Below are 15,018 nucleotides of genomic sequence, written 5' to 3'. Positions count from 1 at the left end.
TCTGTTATCTCCTTTCTTATTTAAATAAATGAGATATAAAAGAGAGTATTATATCTCAGTGTATATTATACCACAGAAAGGGGATAAATTCAATAGTTTTGTGATTAGACGTCATCCTGAGCACAGCGAAGGATCTTCCTGAGTTTGTCTCAGAAAGATCCTTCACTCGCTTCGCTCGACTAGGATAACGGAGTGAGAGATTTTTTCAAAATAAAACGGTTCAACTATACCCATCCAGCGGAGTCTGTGTATATAATAAATCACCTAGAGAAGCACGAGAATAATTGGCTTTTGCACTCCAATTAAAACATTTTCCTTATAATTTGAAGCAAATCAGCAATATCTTGCTAGTTCCATTATTTGTATTGCTCAATAATCAGCAAACTGTATCAAAATATTTCGAGAAAACTACTGCAGAGGAGTTTTCTGTCCACACGCAACAAAGCCTAAAAGAGGAGGCTTTGGTGGCCCTAAAAGTTACCGCCTCTGATAGCGCGCAAACACAACGAATTACCGAAGAAACCATCGTTTATATACAACCGAAAACTTTAGATACAGAGACAATCACCACTCCAGATAACATGGAATTGTCAGAAACTCTCGTTGAAACTTCTGCTAATCCAATCACAAAAACAACTTCTCTTGTTATTTCAGAGGCAGTAATTCCTGCTACCTTGCTCTATTCACCTTATAGCCACTCCGACACATCATTTGAAACCAACGCAACAGAATCGACTAGATTTCTCCTTCCTTCAAAAACTGTCGAGCATATTGACCTAACGACTTTTGGTGCGATTTCACATCAGCAACAAACCGCCACCCCTATCGTTGACACAACCCAAACTGAAGCGTCTGAGGAATTAACCTCAGAAAGAATCATCGCACTTCAAAAGCTATTTGTAGATGCGCGACTTCGTGTTGGTTATATAAAAGAAGGCAGCATGGTTTTACAGGAAGCGTGCAAAACACAATGTTCCGGTGCTGATTTTGATACATCCACTTACCAAACACTCTATGAAAACAAAAACGCTTATGATGACCTTGAGTATGCAGAAAAATTGATTCAGCTTTTTGTGTATAACTTCGATGAATATAAGTATGATTCGGACACAGGGTTCCTATCTCTGTCCAACCTATTTGCAAACTTAAGCTTGAGCGACAACTCTTCACATTTGTTCAACTTTGCGCCTATGCATTTCTTGATGCACTTAGCACAGATGAAAAAACTAAAATACTTGGATCTCAGAGGCTTTATACCAAAGGCTCATGAAAAAGATAAATATGGAGATCAAAATGCAACGGATCTTTCTCCCGAAGAAAGAGATCAAGCTTTTTATACTGAATTTTATAATAACTTAAGTCAGTTACCAAAATTACAATATATCAATATCAGCGATACGAGTATATCATTAGCTCGAACAGTGGAAAGCATGAGGTATCACCACAAGCAAATTATTTTGATTTCAAACCAAACATGTCTTCCAAAATTAACATTGGACACGGCCCTTGTTGAATGTGATACAAACAGCCTTCTCGAATACTGTGAAAGCATTCTAAAATCTTCTATAAATATGATGCAACGCTTTGTAAGCGGCTGGACAACCGAAGATGACGAACCCATCCCCTCACAAATAGAAGCACAGCTAGAAAAATGTAAGGATAAATTAAGCGCAACAGAACGCCATCTTGCTGAAATGAAAAAATGTGGATTTGCTCCAATTTTAGATATATTTCACTCTCAAGGCCTGGCGCCTGAAACAATTTATAATACTAAACAAGCAGCTTCTGAACTCCCTCGCTAAACCTACTATGTATCTTCATCAATCTGTGGCACAATAACATCAAAAGAAATAAATATTAAATCATGCTAAATAAAGGCATTGAAAGACTTCTAGGTGAATTAAATGATGATATCGTCACGAATGTCGATATCGATTTGGTGACTCCTGACCCGAATCAACCAAGAAAACAGTTCAACATTGATTCTGTTACACAATTAGCAGAATCCATTCAAAAACATGGTTTGCTACAGCCTATTATCGTCAATAAGCTTCCTAATGGACATTACAGAATCATCGCAGGTGAGCGTCGTTATCGCGCATGCAAAGCGCTAGGATTAGCAACAATCACGGCAAAAATCGTTGATTATGATGACGAAAAAACAATGCAAGTAAGCTTGATTGAAAACATCCAAAGAGAAAACTTAAACCCAATTGATATCGCTTTAGGCTTATCTACCTTACTCCAACAATTCAACAAAACTCAGGAAGAATTGGCGCAAGAAATTTCTAAAAGCCGTAGTTATGTAACAAATGTTTTAAGATTATTGAACTTGCCAGAATCTGTAAAAGATACGATTCGTAAAGGAAAAATCAGTTTAGGACATGCGAAAGTTCTTTCAAGTGTTACAAACCCTGAAGAGTTTGTCGCTGAAATTGTTGAGAAAAAATTGTCTGTAAGAGATGTTGAGAAAAAAGTCAGCATGGCAAAATCTAAGGTTGTGGATAATGATATTGTTTACTTACAAAATGCCATTCAAGATAAAATTGGTTTACCAACAAAAATTGATCTATCCGGAAAAGGCGGAGGTAAAATTACGCTGAAGATTACGGATATTTCTCAATTAGATACATTATTAGAGAAATTACGAAAGCTTTAAATGAACGCAGGAAGTGCGTCATGGCGAGCGAAGCATGGCCATCTATAATGGATCACCGCGTCGCTTCGCTCCTCGTGATGACGAACACCCAATTCTTGTTATGATAGAGGTCTGATGCAGGATTTTGATAAAAACTACAACACTCCCATCCTTGGCATAGACGAAGCCGGCAGAGGCCCCTTATGCGGCCCAGTGGTTAGCGCATGTGTATGGTGGCATGAATTTCCCAATGAAGATTTGGGCATTAACGATTCTAAGAAGCTGACTCAGCCTAGAAGACAGAACGCTTTCAACCAGCTGATGAATTCCACAGGAAAAAATCAACTCAGTGTAGGAATCGGCATTGCATCTGCGTTTGAGATCGACGAAATGAATATTCTAAATGCAACAAAATTGTCTATGTATCGCGCATTTAAACGATGCAAAAAACCTGAAAAATTCCTCGCATTACTTGATGGAAATCAGCCTGTTTCAACAATTAACCCTCATGAAACTGTGATCAAAGGCGATCAAAAGTCGTTTTCTATTGCAACAGCATCTATTATTGCAAAAGTTATTCGAGATGAAATTATGGAGAAAATTCATATTCTTTACCCTGAATATCACTTGGATCAACACAAAGGATATGGTACAAAATTGCATAAAGAAAAAATCCAAGAATTTGGGTTTTGCCCCTATCATAGAAAGAGTTTTAAGATTTGAAAATTTACGGCAAACATGCTGCTTTAGAAGCACTCAAAAATCCAAAACGTAAAATTTTAGATGTATTTGTTGAAAAACCAGACATTGTACCATCTCATGTTAAGGCATATGTTACAAACATCAACAAGAAATTTCCAGAATTGCATAACCATCAAGGGATTGTCGTAATTACAAAGCCCCTACCCACACGAGATTTGGAAGATGTTGAAGGTAAAATTCTGATCTTAGATCAAATTACAGATCCACAAAATTTAGGCGCAATTATAAGATCTTGTGCAGTTTTTGGGATAAAATTTCTTATTGTTCAGGATTTTCAAGGGCTTTTAGACTCTCATGTGATGGCGCGCATTGCCTCTGGCGGGCTTGAGCATGTATCAATTATTCCGGTGATAAATATTACTGATACCGTAAAAAAACTTAAAGACAAAGGGTATTGGGTTTATGGACTCTCAGAAAAAGGATCCGATGCGTTAAGTCAAACAAAGTTTGATGAAAAAGCCGCCATCATTATAGGAGCAGAGGGAAAAGGCATTCGACCATTAGTGCTTAAAAATTGTGATTTTTTGGTAAAAATTGATACAAGTCCCGATTTTTCGACACTTAATGCATCACATGCAACGTCGATTGTTTTATATGAGGTCACCAAATAATGTTTTTATTCGCACACAATCTTATCATTGGGTTTGAAGGCACAAACACAGAACATGCGTGTGTTAAAAAAATGCTGAACTATGCCAAGCAAAATAAAATCAAAGGTGTTATTATTTTCAGGCGAAATATTTATAATTATGGTCAACTAAAACGCCTTACACAGGCTTTCAAACAAGCTAAACCTGATATTGAAATTGCATCTGATGAAGAAGGATGTTGGGCTCCATTTAAGGGCGTTTCACGCTTATATAAACTTGTTGGGCCGGTGCCATCCGCCTTGCAAATGGCAAAAAACCACACGCCTGAAGAAGCTTATAAAATCTATCGCAAGTATGCACAACGCTTGAAAAACCTTGGAATCACAATGGTGTTTGGCCCTGTTGCAGACCTGCATTCAGACACTTGCCCTGCAATTGGAAAATATGAACGTGCGTTTTCCTCCGATCCAAAAAAAGTCATTGCATATGCAAAAAGTTTTATTCGAGCGTTTAAAGATGAAGGTATTAAAACGGTCGTTAAGCACTATCCTGGGCACGGGCTATCCTGTTTGGATACACATGCTGAAACCACAAATGTGACACAAACTTGGCAGAAAAAAGAAGCTATTCCTTTTCGTGCACTATCAAAATACACACCCTATGTAATGATGGCACATATCATTGACGATAAGGTGGATAAAGATGTCGAAACATCCCTCTCGGCCAAGCATTATGCAAATGCAAGGGCTATGGGATATAAGCACCTTATCACGGATGACTTGCATATGGGCGGTGTCCAGATACGCCATCAACCTATTATTGAGGCTATCCGCAAAGCGCTAGCCATGGGCGCAATTGTGATTGCAAGCAACATGCCAAAATCTGCGCCTAACTTTAAGTTTGAGCCGGATTTTGATCTGCCAGATAAGCTTTAGCACCATAAAACTATAAACTCTGACCAAAATTTATGTTTCTGTTCTTATTTTCTGCTATTTCGGAAATCCGCACACTTGTTGACCAACAAAACTATCAAGAAGCTGAAAAACATATTAAAAAAGATATGGAAGAATATTATTTTTGACTTGGAAAAGTATATGAAGATCATCATAGAGATTTTGATAAAGCGCTTGAATATTACAAACAAGCACCTCATCATTTTGGCGCTTTAAATAATATTGCATCTATTTTAATAAGACAAAAACAGAATAACGCGGAAGCAAGAGCTTATTTAGAAAAAGCTGTGGATCTTCAACCTAAAAATCTTGTTATTCAGAGAAACCTTGCTATTCTTTATTTCAATACAGGAGAAAAAGAAAAAGCAGAGCAAAATTTGAGAAAGCTTATTGAGCAAGGATTTTTGATGGCTACATATGTTTTAGGATATATATTGCTAGAAAACCGTACCGCTTATAAGGAAAACGCCCCATTTGAACTTAAGGGCAGAGATCTAATTGAAGGCTTTATGTGGATGCATATTGCACAACACTTTTGTCAAAAAGGTCCTTACTGTAATGAGGTATGGGGCAAACCTGAGATCATAAAACATTATAAAAAATTTAAGGATGTTTTGAATGCACAACAGGTTGATATGGCGATCAAAAAAGCGAATATATGGATTGCGCAGCATCCAAATCACTTCAAGACATGGAAGGTATGCAGAGGAATAAAAAAATAATCTGCATAAATTTTATCGGCGAAAACCAGAGTAAAATTAAACTCACTTTTTTTGCAAATCGCGCAAAAATCTCTTGAATCATATTGTGGTTTTCATTTAATATCACGCTAACACAACAGGATTTAAACGCAAAATTGTCATGGCGAGCGAAGCGTGACCATCCATAATGGATCACCACGTCGCTGCGCTCCTCGTGATGACGACTCTGAGTTCGTCATTGCGAGCGCTCGAAGAGCGCGTGGCCATCCATCTGGATCGCCACGGAGCGAAGCTCCTCATGATGACGTCATGCACAACTCAGGAGATGCCCATGAAAAAACTTACCAACACCCTTTTATTACTCTCAGCTTTTTGTGTCACAGCATGCTCACCCAAAGACGATGAGCTTGGTATCACAAGAGAAATGAGAACATTTCAAACAGACTTAGAATCTAATTCTGAATCTATGATTTATTTTGAAACAAGCTTACCAAAACCAGGGCAATTATGCCTCGATAATAAACAGATGCACTATGCTTCAACTGTTGCAAAATGGCTTTATACAAACAAAAATATCAGTCTCATTTTAGAAGGACATTGTGATGAAAGGGGTGCGAGTGAATACAATATGGCACTTGGAGAACGCAGAGCATTGTCTGTAAAAAATGCAATTGTTTATGAATATAGACGCCAATTCAATGAAGAGATGAATCCTGGGCGTATTGATATTATTTCCTTTGGAAAAGAAAGCAATCCTGTACCTTATGTTGAGGGTATGGATCGCTCTGAGTTTTTGGCAAAGAATCGCGTAGTGATTGCTAAGATTAAGGATGTGAAGTAATATCCCGCACCGTCATTGCGAGCGCTCAAAGAGTGCATGGCAATCTATATGGATCACCCGCGTCGCTGCGCTCCTCGTGATGACGATGTCCCGCAAAATTACGCGGACTTTTGGAGTGTGTAAAAGAAATTCAAAAGGTGTGATCCTTCTGGAAGCGGTGTATAAGACCAGCTAATCTCTTTGCTTAATTTTCCTGTTGCATATGTGCGTTTTTCGAATAGCTCTAAAATCATTTGACGCGTTAATAAAGATGTGGAAATTTTATCAATAAAATCATCCATATGTGCATCAAGCTCTCCCAAATCAAACATTTTTAACAGCATAGGGTTAGAAAGCCTCAAACGATTATCATTTCCGAATATAATCACACCTTCATGCAAATGATCGAGAATTTCTTTTTGCGAGGCGCTTAAACTTTTATGCTCCATTTCTAAATGCAAATGGTTTGTAATATCTTCATACATATATAAAACTCCGCCTGAAGCTTGCGGACTCACAACACTTCTCAGAACTTGACCATTGGGCAAATGTAAAGTCTCCTCAAATGGCTCTAACAAGTTGTTAAAAAATGCACGATGAACTTTTTTATAATTCACAAAATCTTGCGGTTCTGGAATTTTTTGTCGATTGCGCAAATCATCTAAAATCTCACTAATTAAAGGCTGGTGCCCTAAAAATTTTGCATCAAATTCAAATAACATTTGATAGGCTTTGTTAAAAAATGTCAAAGCCTGATCACTATTAAAAACGGCTATTGGAGTGGATAATTGTTGAAAAATATTGTGTGTTGAATGGGTATAAGTGTCAAATTCTTTTTTCAGTTTATCTCGCTCTGTTTCATCTCTTCCAATAATAATTTGATCTTCGTCTTTTTTAAGTTCATCAACTTCAAAAAATCTGCGCTTCCCTTTCAAAGTAAGATATTCTGTTTTATTTTTTAACTCAAGAACGGTTTGGGTTTTGATTACCTCTTGCTCTGTTTTATCCAAAAATTTTGCATATAATTTGTTGCAATATTGAATTGCGCCCTCCTTAGTTTTTTGACAGACAATCACAGGTAAATGATTCAATACGAACTTAAATGTATCCACCTGAGCTTGGAGTTTCTCACAATTTGCCCTAAGGTGGTCGTTAAGCTCTTTAATTGTATCGAGATTATAGAACTCTATCACACATCCATTTTGCCCTACTTTAAAGCCTTCAACTTTTAACAAAATTGCATTGTAGGTGATATAAAATGAGAAAGATTTCTTGCTTATGTTTTTATATAAAAGCGCTACATCGTCTTTGAAAAAATACTTTATAAAAGCTTCAAAAGTTGGCTTTGCGCTAAATACATTTTGAAGCTTAGGAGAAAGATGAATCTCTGATTTTGATAAATCTGGAACGTAGGCAAAATCACGCTTCATATAAAACATTTTGTAAAGGTAAAGCCTATAAACAGATACCGCAAGAACAATATTAAGCATCATTACAAATATAAAAAACATGATTAAATTATTTTATTTTTAATATTTTATAATATTAGTTTAGAAGTATTTTAAGATGCGATTCAATATTCGATAGCTTATTAACTCTTTCTTAACAATCGATAGTACAAACTATAGATAGTTGATAAGAGGCTCAAGTTTTTTGTCAACATTTATCTAAGGCCTTAGGTAAAACGTGACAGATTTTATACATCTGTCAAAAGATGTTTCTTTTAGCATCTTTGTATGGAGATACAAAGCGGCTGGGGGATCCAATCACTTTTACGTTGTGTCGGAATGCTATGCCGAAGCAGCAACATCGCCCCCAGTGGCTTTGTGTCTCTTAACCTTGATGTGTAAGTAAAGGACTAGAAGACATATAAATCGGATATGCTTGATTGGGCGTATCCTTTTCATAACTTTTAAAAGTTATGAAAAAAGAAAAAATAACGAAAAGCAAAACAAAGAAAGGTTGAAAAACGAAATCTAAAATTCAGCAGGACAAAAACAATCTATAAAAAAATTAAATTTGGAATTCAACTGTTAAGAATCGATTCTTGATCGATGGTCGATCGACACAAGATCGAAAATGAACGATCTACCTCCACGATGACATTAGACACCAAATTGCTTTAAGAAATGGTTAAGTGTTTCGCTCAGATCTCACTAAAGACAAAAACCACTCTTTACGTCCATTCACACGAAAACCATGCTATGATTGAAAAAAATACCCTAAGAATCTCATGCTTGAATCACGCTATAATCATAAAGAGTATGAAGACAAGATCTACAAAAAATCCAAACCAAAACAAAATCCTGGTGGTGAAAAGTTTTGTATTATTATGCCTCCACCAAATGTTACCGGATCTCTTCATTTGGGGCATGCCCTCACCTACACACTTCAAGATATTTTGTGCCGATATAAACGCCAAAAGGGGTTTGATGTTTTGTGGCAGCCAGGCACAGATCATGCAGGTATTGCAACACAAATTATCGTAGAGTCAAAACTTGATGGCACTAAAGAAGATATTGGAAAAGAAAAATTTTTAGAAAAAACATGGGATTGGGTAAATCATTCACAAACTAGCATTCAAAATCAACAAGAAAAGTTGGGTATATTACCAAACTGGGAGCGTAAAAAATTCACGCTTGATCCCGATGTTTCCAAAATTGTAACGGATGTGTTTGTTAGATTGTACAAAGATGGATTGCTCTATCGCGATAAGCGCTTAGTAAATTTTGACTTTAAATTAAAAACTGCTTTGTCCGATCTTGAGGTTGTGAACAAAGACGTTCAGGACAAAATGTATTATATTCGCTACCCTGTTGCAGATGCGTCTGGTGAACATATTGTTGTAGCAACAACAAGGCCTGAAACCATTTTTGCAGACGTGGCGCTTGCGGTACATCCAGACGCAAAACAACATCAAGGCAAGACTGTTTTTATCCCGCTTGCAGACCGCAAAATACCTGTGATTGCAGATGAACATGCAGATCCAGAGAAGGGATCAGGTGTTGTGAAAATTACGCCAGCTCACGATTTCAATGACTTTGAAGTAGGTAAACGTCATGATCTAGCAATGATTGATATCATTGATGACGAAGGTCGATTAACTGTGCCGCTTTTGAATGGACAAAAACCTTTGGACGCGCGAAAAGAAGTTGAAACACTTTTGCAAGAATTGGATTTGTTAGAGAAGGTTGAGGTCATTACACACACTGTTCCATTCAGTGAAAGAACTGGTGAACGTATTGAACCAAGACTAACAACCCAATGGTTCTGCAACATGGAAAGCATGGCTAAACAAGCTCTAGAGCAACCGCCAAATTTTATCCCTGATCATTGGATTTCAACATATGGAAACTTCCTGCAAAATATAGAACCGTGGTGTGTTTCTAGACAACTATGGTGGGGTCATACCATCCCAGCTTACTATGGACCTAATGGTGAAATATTTGTAGAAAAATCCTTAGAAGAAGCGCAGAAAAAAGCTGGAGCATCTGTAACTCTCACGCAAGACCCAGATGTTCTAGACACGTGGTTTTCATCTGCTCTTTGGCCATTTTCTACACAAGGTTGGCCAGATAATTTAACAGATTATTTCCCAACATCTGTTTTGATTACAGGATTCGATATTATCTTTTTCTGGGTCGCACGTATGGTAATGATGTCGTATTACTGCACGAAACAATTGCCCTTTAAGGATGTATATATTCACGCCCTTGTGCGCGATGCCAAAGGCAACAAAATGTCAAAATCTAAGGGCAATGTGATTGATCCTCTAGATTTGATTGATAAATATGGCGCGGACGCTTTAAGACTCAGCTTAACTGCCCTATCCATCCCTGGACGCAATATTAATATTGGTGAAAAAATCGTTGAGGGTTATAGTCATTTTATTACAAAATTGTGGAATGCAGGACGCTTTTTATCCGCATCTAAAAATCAAGCTGTGGGAAAAGTGACACAGCCACTCAATCTTTGGATTTTGGATAAACTTCATACATTTATCCAGGATGTTGAAACACATCTAGATGCATATCGTTTTGACCTTGTAGTAAAATCATTTTATGAATTTTTCTGGAATACCTTTTGTGATATCTATTTAGAAGGTGTTAAGACACTGGATGACAACGAAAACGTTCCGATTTATGTTTATAAAATACTGCTTAAAGTTATGCATCCCGTTATTCCACTTGTAACAACAAAATTGCTGGAGGAATTTGGAGAAACAGATATTGACACTTGGCCTAAAAATACTTTGCAAGGTCAAGCATCTGATGAAATTGATCTCATGGTGAAAATCATTGAACAAGTGCGCTCTATCAAGGGATTGCTTGGATTAAAAAGTGGATTAACATATAGTATTCCAAGCACGTTAACTGTGGATAAACAGATGTTGAAGCACTTTCTCAAAGCTGGTGAGATTGTGACTGATGTGAAGGCAGGTGTGCCCGTTGTTGTTGAAACACAGGTTATATATATCATGGTGGATGACATGGAACAGGTGATGCAGATCTTGCAAGCACATCAAGCAAAAATCAAAAATGACATGACAAAAACCAAAGCGCTGCTAGATAATGAAAAATTTAAACTCAGTAAACCGGATGCTTGGGAAGAGAAAAAAGAGACCTATGAAAAATTCACGGCAGAATTAAAGACAGTTGAAAGCATGATGCGCTAAGACTTAACTCTTTTTTCATTTTTGTAAATTATTTTATCTCATAACATACCCTTAACATTTATAATGCTGTTTCAATTTTTGCTTGCTGACATAGCAAGCCAAACACAATACATCCTATATCGATGCAGCCAAAAATGCAAAGCGACAGCTAATGCTTGTAAAGAATGCGCAAATCAGTCCCAAAAAACATCACAAAATATCTCAGCAGGACAGCACTATGATGCAATAAAAGCCTGTCTTGAAAAATGCCGTAATTGCGCAAGGGAATGTTTATGTACGGCCAATCGCTGCAAGGCAACAACACGCAGTATTAAAGAAAAAAAAGCACTCAGAGAGATGCAACAAAAATTGGCTGTATGTATAGATGAACTGCGAGAGTGTTATAAAATCTGCAAAACATGCAAAACACATTGTGCAAAAGCATCTTACAAAGAGCCTGAAAATGATATGTTATTCATAAGCGCATATGAGTGCAAAGATTGTGAAGAATTGTGCAGAGATTGTGAAAAAGTCTGCAAAGAAACAAAAGATCAGATTGAGAAATTATTAATAGCGAATTGACCTCCGTCATGGTGAGTGAAACGTGGCCATCTATGGATCACCATGTTGCTGGCTCCTCGTAATGACGGTGTGTTACACAACCTCATCTGCAACCACACTCACCCCCTTACTCACAAGAGACTTTAAAGGCGCGTAGTTAAGATCTTTTACAACATTACCCAAATATACTCCAGCATTATTGTAAATCGACTCCTGAATCGAAATATTGTAACACGTAAAAATCACTGCAATTTCATCGCCATTAATTAGATCAACATGATTGATAATGGCATGTTGAAAATCATACCGTGAATGATCAATAAGCGCTTTATCACAGTTGATAAACTTCTTTATTGTTATAGGCACAGGAACCTGACGTTTTTGATAATCTGATAATGTTGCAAAGCAAAACCCATGCGGAATCACAACCAGTGTTGGCTTCATCACAACGTTTTCACTGCGTTTCATTTGCAGTGGATCTAGATGATGCTCAGCAAATAAAAACTCACTTGTGAACTTTATGGTGGTTGCATAAATAGGATAAAAGTTGGTGTTATTTTTAATGTCTGATGCAAGCTGCTGATTAATATCAATCACCCATGTGGGTGTTGCGTGCCCACCCTTTTCAACGGCTTGTTTATACCAATCGAGATAGTCAGTTTTGTATAATTCTCCTCTGTAGTTAACTTCTACGTCACCGGATTTGTACATGAGAATTCTTTAGAGGGCTTTTTTAAATTGAAGCAAAAAAAGGGTTAAAAATAGGTTATTATTTTTCCTCACTATTATCACTGCCTACCTCAACAAAATCATCACCTACCCCATCCATTGCATGCGGCAATTCTGGCACAGGTTTTGTTGGCGCTAGAGATAATAGACTTGAAGAATCAAGACCCATAGCACTAAGCTGCGCTTGGAATTGAGTTAATTCTTCAACTTTAGCCATGAGCTCCCCTTCTATTTGTTGAATCACTTGCAGACCTTGTGGCGAAACATTGTAAGGCGCCTTACATATAAGCTCAGCCATAATATTTTGAACACAGCCGTCCATAAACCCTATCCCAGGCGTATACTCTGCTGTGACGTATGTCGTGCCTTTCTTATGTGTCCAGCTGCCAAGATTCACATCCTTTAGATTTGCACGCCTATTAAGACTTACCTGAATGGCTTCAGGATTCGAAACTGAACTAAATTCACAACTTATTGAGTAAGACGCCCAATTTCCTTGAGAAACCGTTACAGAACTCCTTCCAATCTCCACTAAATCCGTCCTATCACTTTCTGCTCCTCTCTTTTTTTCAAGATCCATAATATTTTGCGTATGAGCGCCTATTTTAAACATGAGCTGATCTCTCGGGGTCATTGATGACATCCCAGAAACGTCCACAACCTTTGCCATCACCGGAGTCTCTGTTGCCATTAAAAAATACGTAAGCATATTCTTCCCTCTCTTCAGATTTTGTATGTTAATCTTAAGACTTATATTCTAAGTCTCTCGAATATAAAACACATGCTTAAAAGTTAATGTCAAGTTAAAATTGATACCATCGTCCTGAGAAAACTGTGTCGCTTGGATAACCGAAGCGTCGTCATGGCGAATCCGCCGCAGACGGATGTGGCCATCCATAATGGATCACCACGTCGTTTCGCTCCTCGTGATGACCACAAAAAACGAATTGCCTCACAAAACCCATAATGTGTATAATAAGCTAACTTACATACAAATCACATCACTGTGCGCAAACTCTCGCTTTTTCTCCTTCCTCTCTTCATTCTCACACAATGCAGCGATCCAGAAGAATTGCACGATGATATGCCACTTAGACAACTCTACGAAATTGGACTAAAGCGATTTAACAATCATAGCTTTGAAGAGGCAGAAAAATATTTTCAAGCTATAGAAAAACAATACCCTTACACAGACTATGTAAAACAAGCGCAACTTATGTCAGGTTTGTGTGCTTATATGGATAACCGTTACTTGGAAGCCATCGCGCACTACAAAGAATTTATTGCCCTCCATCCAAATGATAAGAGTATACCCTATGCGCTTTATATGATTGGCTATTGCAATTATTTACGCGCTTCGTATATCGAGCGAGATCAAAGTATGGCAAAAGATGCGTATCTATATTTCAGAGAAATAACCACACGATTTCCAAACTCAAAATATCAAAAAGATGCTGAGTTAAAATTACAGCAAATGGTGGATCATATTTCCGCAAAAGAGCTGCATGTTGCACGTTATTATATGAGAGAGCACCTATATCATGCCGCGCTGGAGCGCCTAAATCGCGTAAGCAAAGATTCAATTCATCACCCTGAAGCATATTATAGAATGATGGAATCTTATAGAGGGTTAAGTCTTAATCATGAAGCTGAACTCATAAAGAAGAAATTACTCAAAGAGTATCCTGATACACCATTTGCAAAGAAACTATCTTCTTCATCTTAAGTCACAAAATATCAACATTTCCGACTGTAAATTTCTTAGAAGAGGGAGATGTGTCTTTTTGACTTTTTATTGTGCGCTTTATATTATCTACAGATACTTCTCTATCCTCTCGTAAAACAGACCTTACTGCGCTAAATATTTTTTCCGATTTAAATCCTTTGTCTTTTAACACCTTATAAACTCTCATTACATCATGCAATTGCCCTAAAGTTATCTCCTTAAACTCCTTTCTCAATTCAAACGCAAAATCCCTTACTTTCGTTCTTCTATGTTCTTCACGAATATCGCGCAATACATCCAGTGTATCAAGAGATGATAATTCACCTCTTAATCCATCACCTAATTCTATGATTTTTCTCATTCTAGGCTCTGATAATTTCAAACCATTAACGCCCAAAACTGTTCTCATACTTCCAACCATTGAGACATCGTGAGGAGATGCAAATGATCCTTCTAACATGTCCAGTGTTACTCTTGGTATTGCCGCATTGTCTTGCTCTATAGCGTAAAAAATTTGATTAACCACAGCATGAATCGGATCACGCCAATATTTTTGATGCATTTCTAGTGCTAAGCCTATTACACCATGAAGCTCTACATCTGAAACTTGTCGCAATCGAATGGCATGATAAAATTCTTTTACATCAGAAATCGCATCCCGCAAATCAGGAAACTTCTGATACAAATTCTGCATTACTTCGCTCAATCTATCATCATTTATTTCATATGACATATTAGTAAACATATTTTGCTCAACTCCTTCTAACTCCAGATTGGCGCATAACAACATACAATAAAACAGCACTTCAAACCTTCAATATACTTCGCATAATAAAAATTCGTTGATATTTCTTAACAAAACCTTAAAAAATTACCGGTTTATT

The 15,018-nt window shown here is 37.3% G+C and carries 14 protein-coding genes; 10 read left to right on the top strand and 4 right to left on the bottom strand.

Going from position 1 to position 15,018, the window contains the following annotated elements; all coding sequences use genetic code 11:
* Positions 1 to 284 precede the first annotated feature (284 nt).
* From H6850_02820 to H6850_02790, 7 genes are all read left to right on the top strand, one after another.
* Entirely contained in the window at positions 285 to 1,802 is a 1,518-nt protein-coding gene (locus H6850_02820) for a hypothetical protein (protein USO02023.1), read from the top strand.
* A 62-nt stretch (positions 1,803 to 1,864) separates the two neighbouring features.
* Positions 1,865 to 2,659 (top strand): ParB/RepB/Spo0J family partition protein, encoded by a 795-nt coding sequence (locus tag H6850_02815; protein ID USO02022.1) that lies wholly within the window; start codon positions 1,865 to 1,867, stop codon positions 2,657 to 2,659.
* Between the two features lie 114 nt (positions 2,660 to 2,773).
* Positions 2,774 to 3,361 (top strand): ribonuclease HII, encoded by a 588-nt coding sequence (locus tag H6850_02810; protein ID USO02021.1) that lies wholly within the window; start codon positions 2,774 to 2,776, stop codon positions 3,359 to 3,361.
* Positions 3,358 to 4,011, top strand: coding sequence for an RNA methyltransferase (locus H6850_02805; protein USO02020.1), 654 nt, complete (start codon positions 3,358 to 3,360; stop codon positions 4,009 to 4,011). Before H6850_02810 ends, H6850_02805 begins: the two co-directional genes overlap by 4 nt.
* Complete coding sequence (locus H6850_02800) at positions 4,011 to 4,925, top strand: glycoside hydrolase family 3 protein (protein ID USO02019.1); 915 nt, start codon at positions 4,011 to 4,013, stop codon at positions 4,923 to 4,925. Before H6850_02805 ends, H6850_02800 begins: the two co-directional genes overlap by 1 nt.
* A gap of 239 nt (positions 4,926 to 5,164) precedes the next feature.
* Entirely contained in the window at positions 5,165 to 5,665 is a 501-nt protein-coding gene (locus H6850_02795) for a tetratricopeptide repeat protein (protein ID USO02817.1), read from the top strand.
* Positions 5,666 to 5,942: 277 nt separating this feature from the next.
* Positions 5,943 to 6,485, top strand: a complete 543-nt coding sequence (locus H6850_02790; GenBank protein ID USO02018.1) for an OmpA family protein — start codon at positions 5,943 to 5,945, stop codon at positions 6,483 to 6,485.
* 98 nt (positions 6,486 to 6,583) lie between these two features.
* On the opposite strand, the gene H6850_02785 is transcribed toward H6850_02790, so the two are convergent.
* Complete coding sequence (locus H6850_02785; protein ID USO02017.1) at positions 6,584 to 7,975, bottom strand: PAS-domain containing protein; 1,392 nt, start codon at positions 7,973 to 7,975, stop codon at positions 6,584 to 6,586.
* Positions 7,976 to 8,697: 722 nt separating this feature from the next.
* On the opposite strand from H6850_02785, the gene H6850_02780 reads away from it, so the two are divergent.
* Together H6850_02780 and H6850_02775 are read left to right on the top strand one after the other, a co-directional pair.
* Positions 8,698 to 11,139 carry a valine--tRNA ligase gene (locus H6850_02780; GenBank protein USO02016.1) on the top strand — a complete coding sequence of 814 codons (2,442 nt, stop codon included), beginning with the start codon at positions 8,698 to 8,700 and terminating at the stop codon, positions 11,137 to 11,139.
* Between the two features lie 63 nt (positions 11,140 to 11,202).
* A complete protein-coding gene (locus tag H6850_02775) occupies positions 11,203 to 11,700 on the top strand; it encodes a hypothetical protein (protein USO02015.1) in 498 nt (165 codons plus the stop codon).
* Positions 11,701 to 11,772: 72 nt separating this feature from the next.
* On the opposite strand, the gene H6850_02770 is transcribed toward H6850_02775, so the two are convergent.
* Together H6850_02770 and H6850_02765 are read right to left on the bottom strand one after the other, a co-directional pair.
* A complete protein-coding gene (locus tag H6850_02770) occupies positions 11,773 to 12,390 on the bottom strand; it encodes a hypothetical protein (protein ID USO02014.1) in 618 nt (205 codons plus the stop codon).
* A gap of 58 nt (positions 12,391 to 12,448) precedes the next feature.
* Positions 12,449 to 13,117 carry a hypothetical protein gene (locus tag H6850_02765; protein USO02013.1) on the bottom strand — a complete coding sequence of 223 codons (669 nt, stop codon included), beginning with the start codon at positions 13,115 to 13,117 and terminating at the stop codon, positions 12,449 to 12,451.
* A 297-nt stretch (positions 13,118 to 13,414) separates the two neighbouring features.
* On the opposite strand from H6850_02765, the gene H6850_02760 reads away from it, so the two are divergent.
* The gene (locus H6850_02760) at positions 13,415 to 14,134 is read left to right on the top strand and encodes an outer membrane protein assembly factor BamD (GenBank protein ID USO02012.1); all 720 of its coding nucleotides are present in this window, start codon (positions 13,415 to 13,417) and stop codon (positions 14,132 to 14,134) included.
* 1 nt (position 14,135) lies between these two features.
* Here H6850_02760 and H6850_02755 read toward each other — a convergent pair whose 3' ends face one another.
* Complete coding sequence (locus tag H6850_02755; GenBank protein USO02011.1) at positions 14,136 to 14,939, bottom strand: hypothetical protein; 804 nt, start codon at positions 14,937 to 14,939, stop codon at positions 14,136 to 14,138.
* Positions 14,940 to 15,018: the final 79 nt, after the last annotated feature.

It is taken from the genome of Alphaproteobacteria bacterium (assembly GCA_023898745.1).
GTDB lineage: Bacteria > Pseudomonadota > Alphaproteobacteria.
This window is presented reverse-complemented; position numbering and strand designations above follow the sequence as displayed.

What these genes read in the sequence shown, in the direction of transcription:
- H6850_02815 (USO02022.1), top strand. Translation starts at nt 1,865, where the DNA reads ATGCTAAATAAAGGCATTGAAAGACTTCTAGGTGAATTAAATGATGAT.
- H6850_02810 (USO02021.1), top strand. Translation starts at nt 2,774, where the DNA reads ATGCAGGATTTTGATAAAAACTACAACACTCCCATCCTTGGCATAGAC.
- H6850_02800 (USO02019.1), top strand. Translation starts at nt 4,011, where the DNA reads ATGTTTTTATTCGCACACAATCTTATCATTGGGTTTGAAGGCACAAAC.
- H6850_02790 (USO02018.1), top strand. Translation starts at nt 5,943, where the DNA reads ATGATGACGTCATGCACAACTCAGGAGATGCCCATGAAAAAACTTACC.
- H6850_02785 (USO02017.1), bottom strand. Translation starts at nt 7,975, where the DNA reads ATGTTTTTTATATTTGTAATGATGCTTAATATTGTTCTTGCGGTATCT.
- H6850_02780 (USO02016.1), top strand. Translation starts at nt 8,698, where the DNA reads ATGCTTGAATCACGCTATAATCATAAAGAGTATGAAGACAAGATCTAC.
- H6850_02775 (USO02015.1), top strand. Translation starts at nt 11,203, where the DNA reads ATGCTGTTTCAATTTTTGCTTGCTGACATAGCAAGCCAAACACAATAC.
- H6850_02770 (USO02014.1), bottom strand. Translation starts at nt 12,390, where the DNA reads ATGTACAAATCCGGTGACGTAGAAGTTAACTACAGAGGAGAATTATAC.
- H6850_02765 (USO02013.1), bottom strand. Translation starts at nt 13,117, where the DNA reads ATGCTTACGTATTTTTTAATGGCAACAGAGACTCCGGTGATGGCAAAG.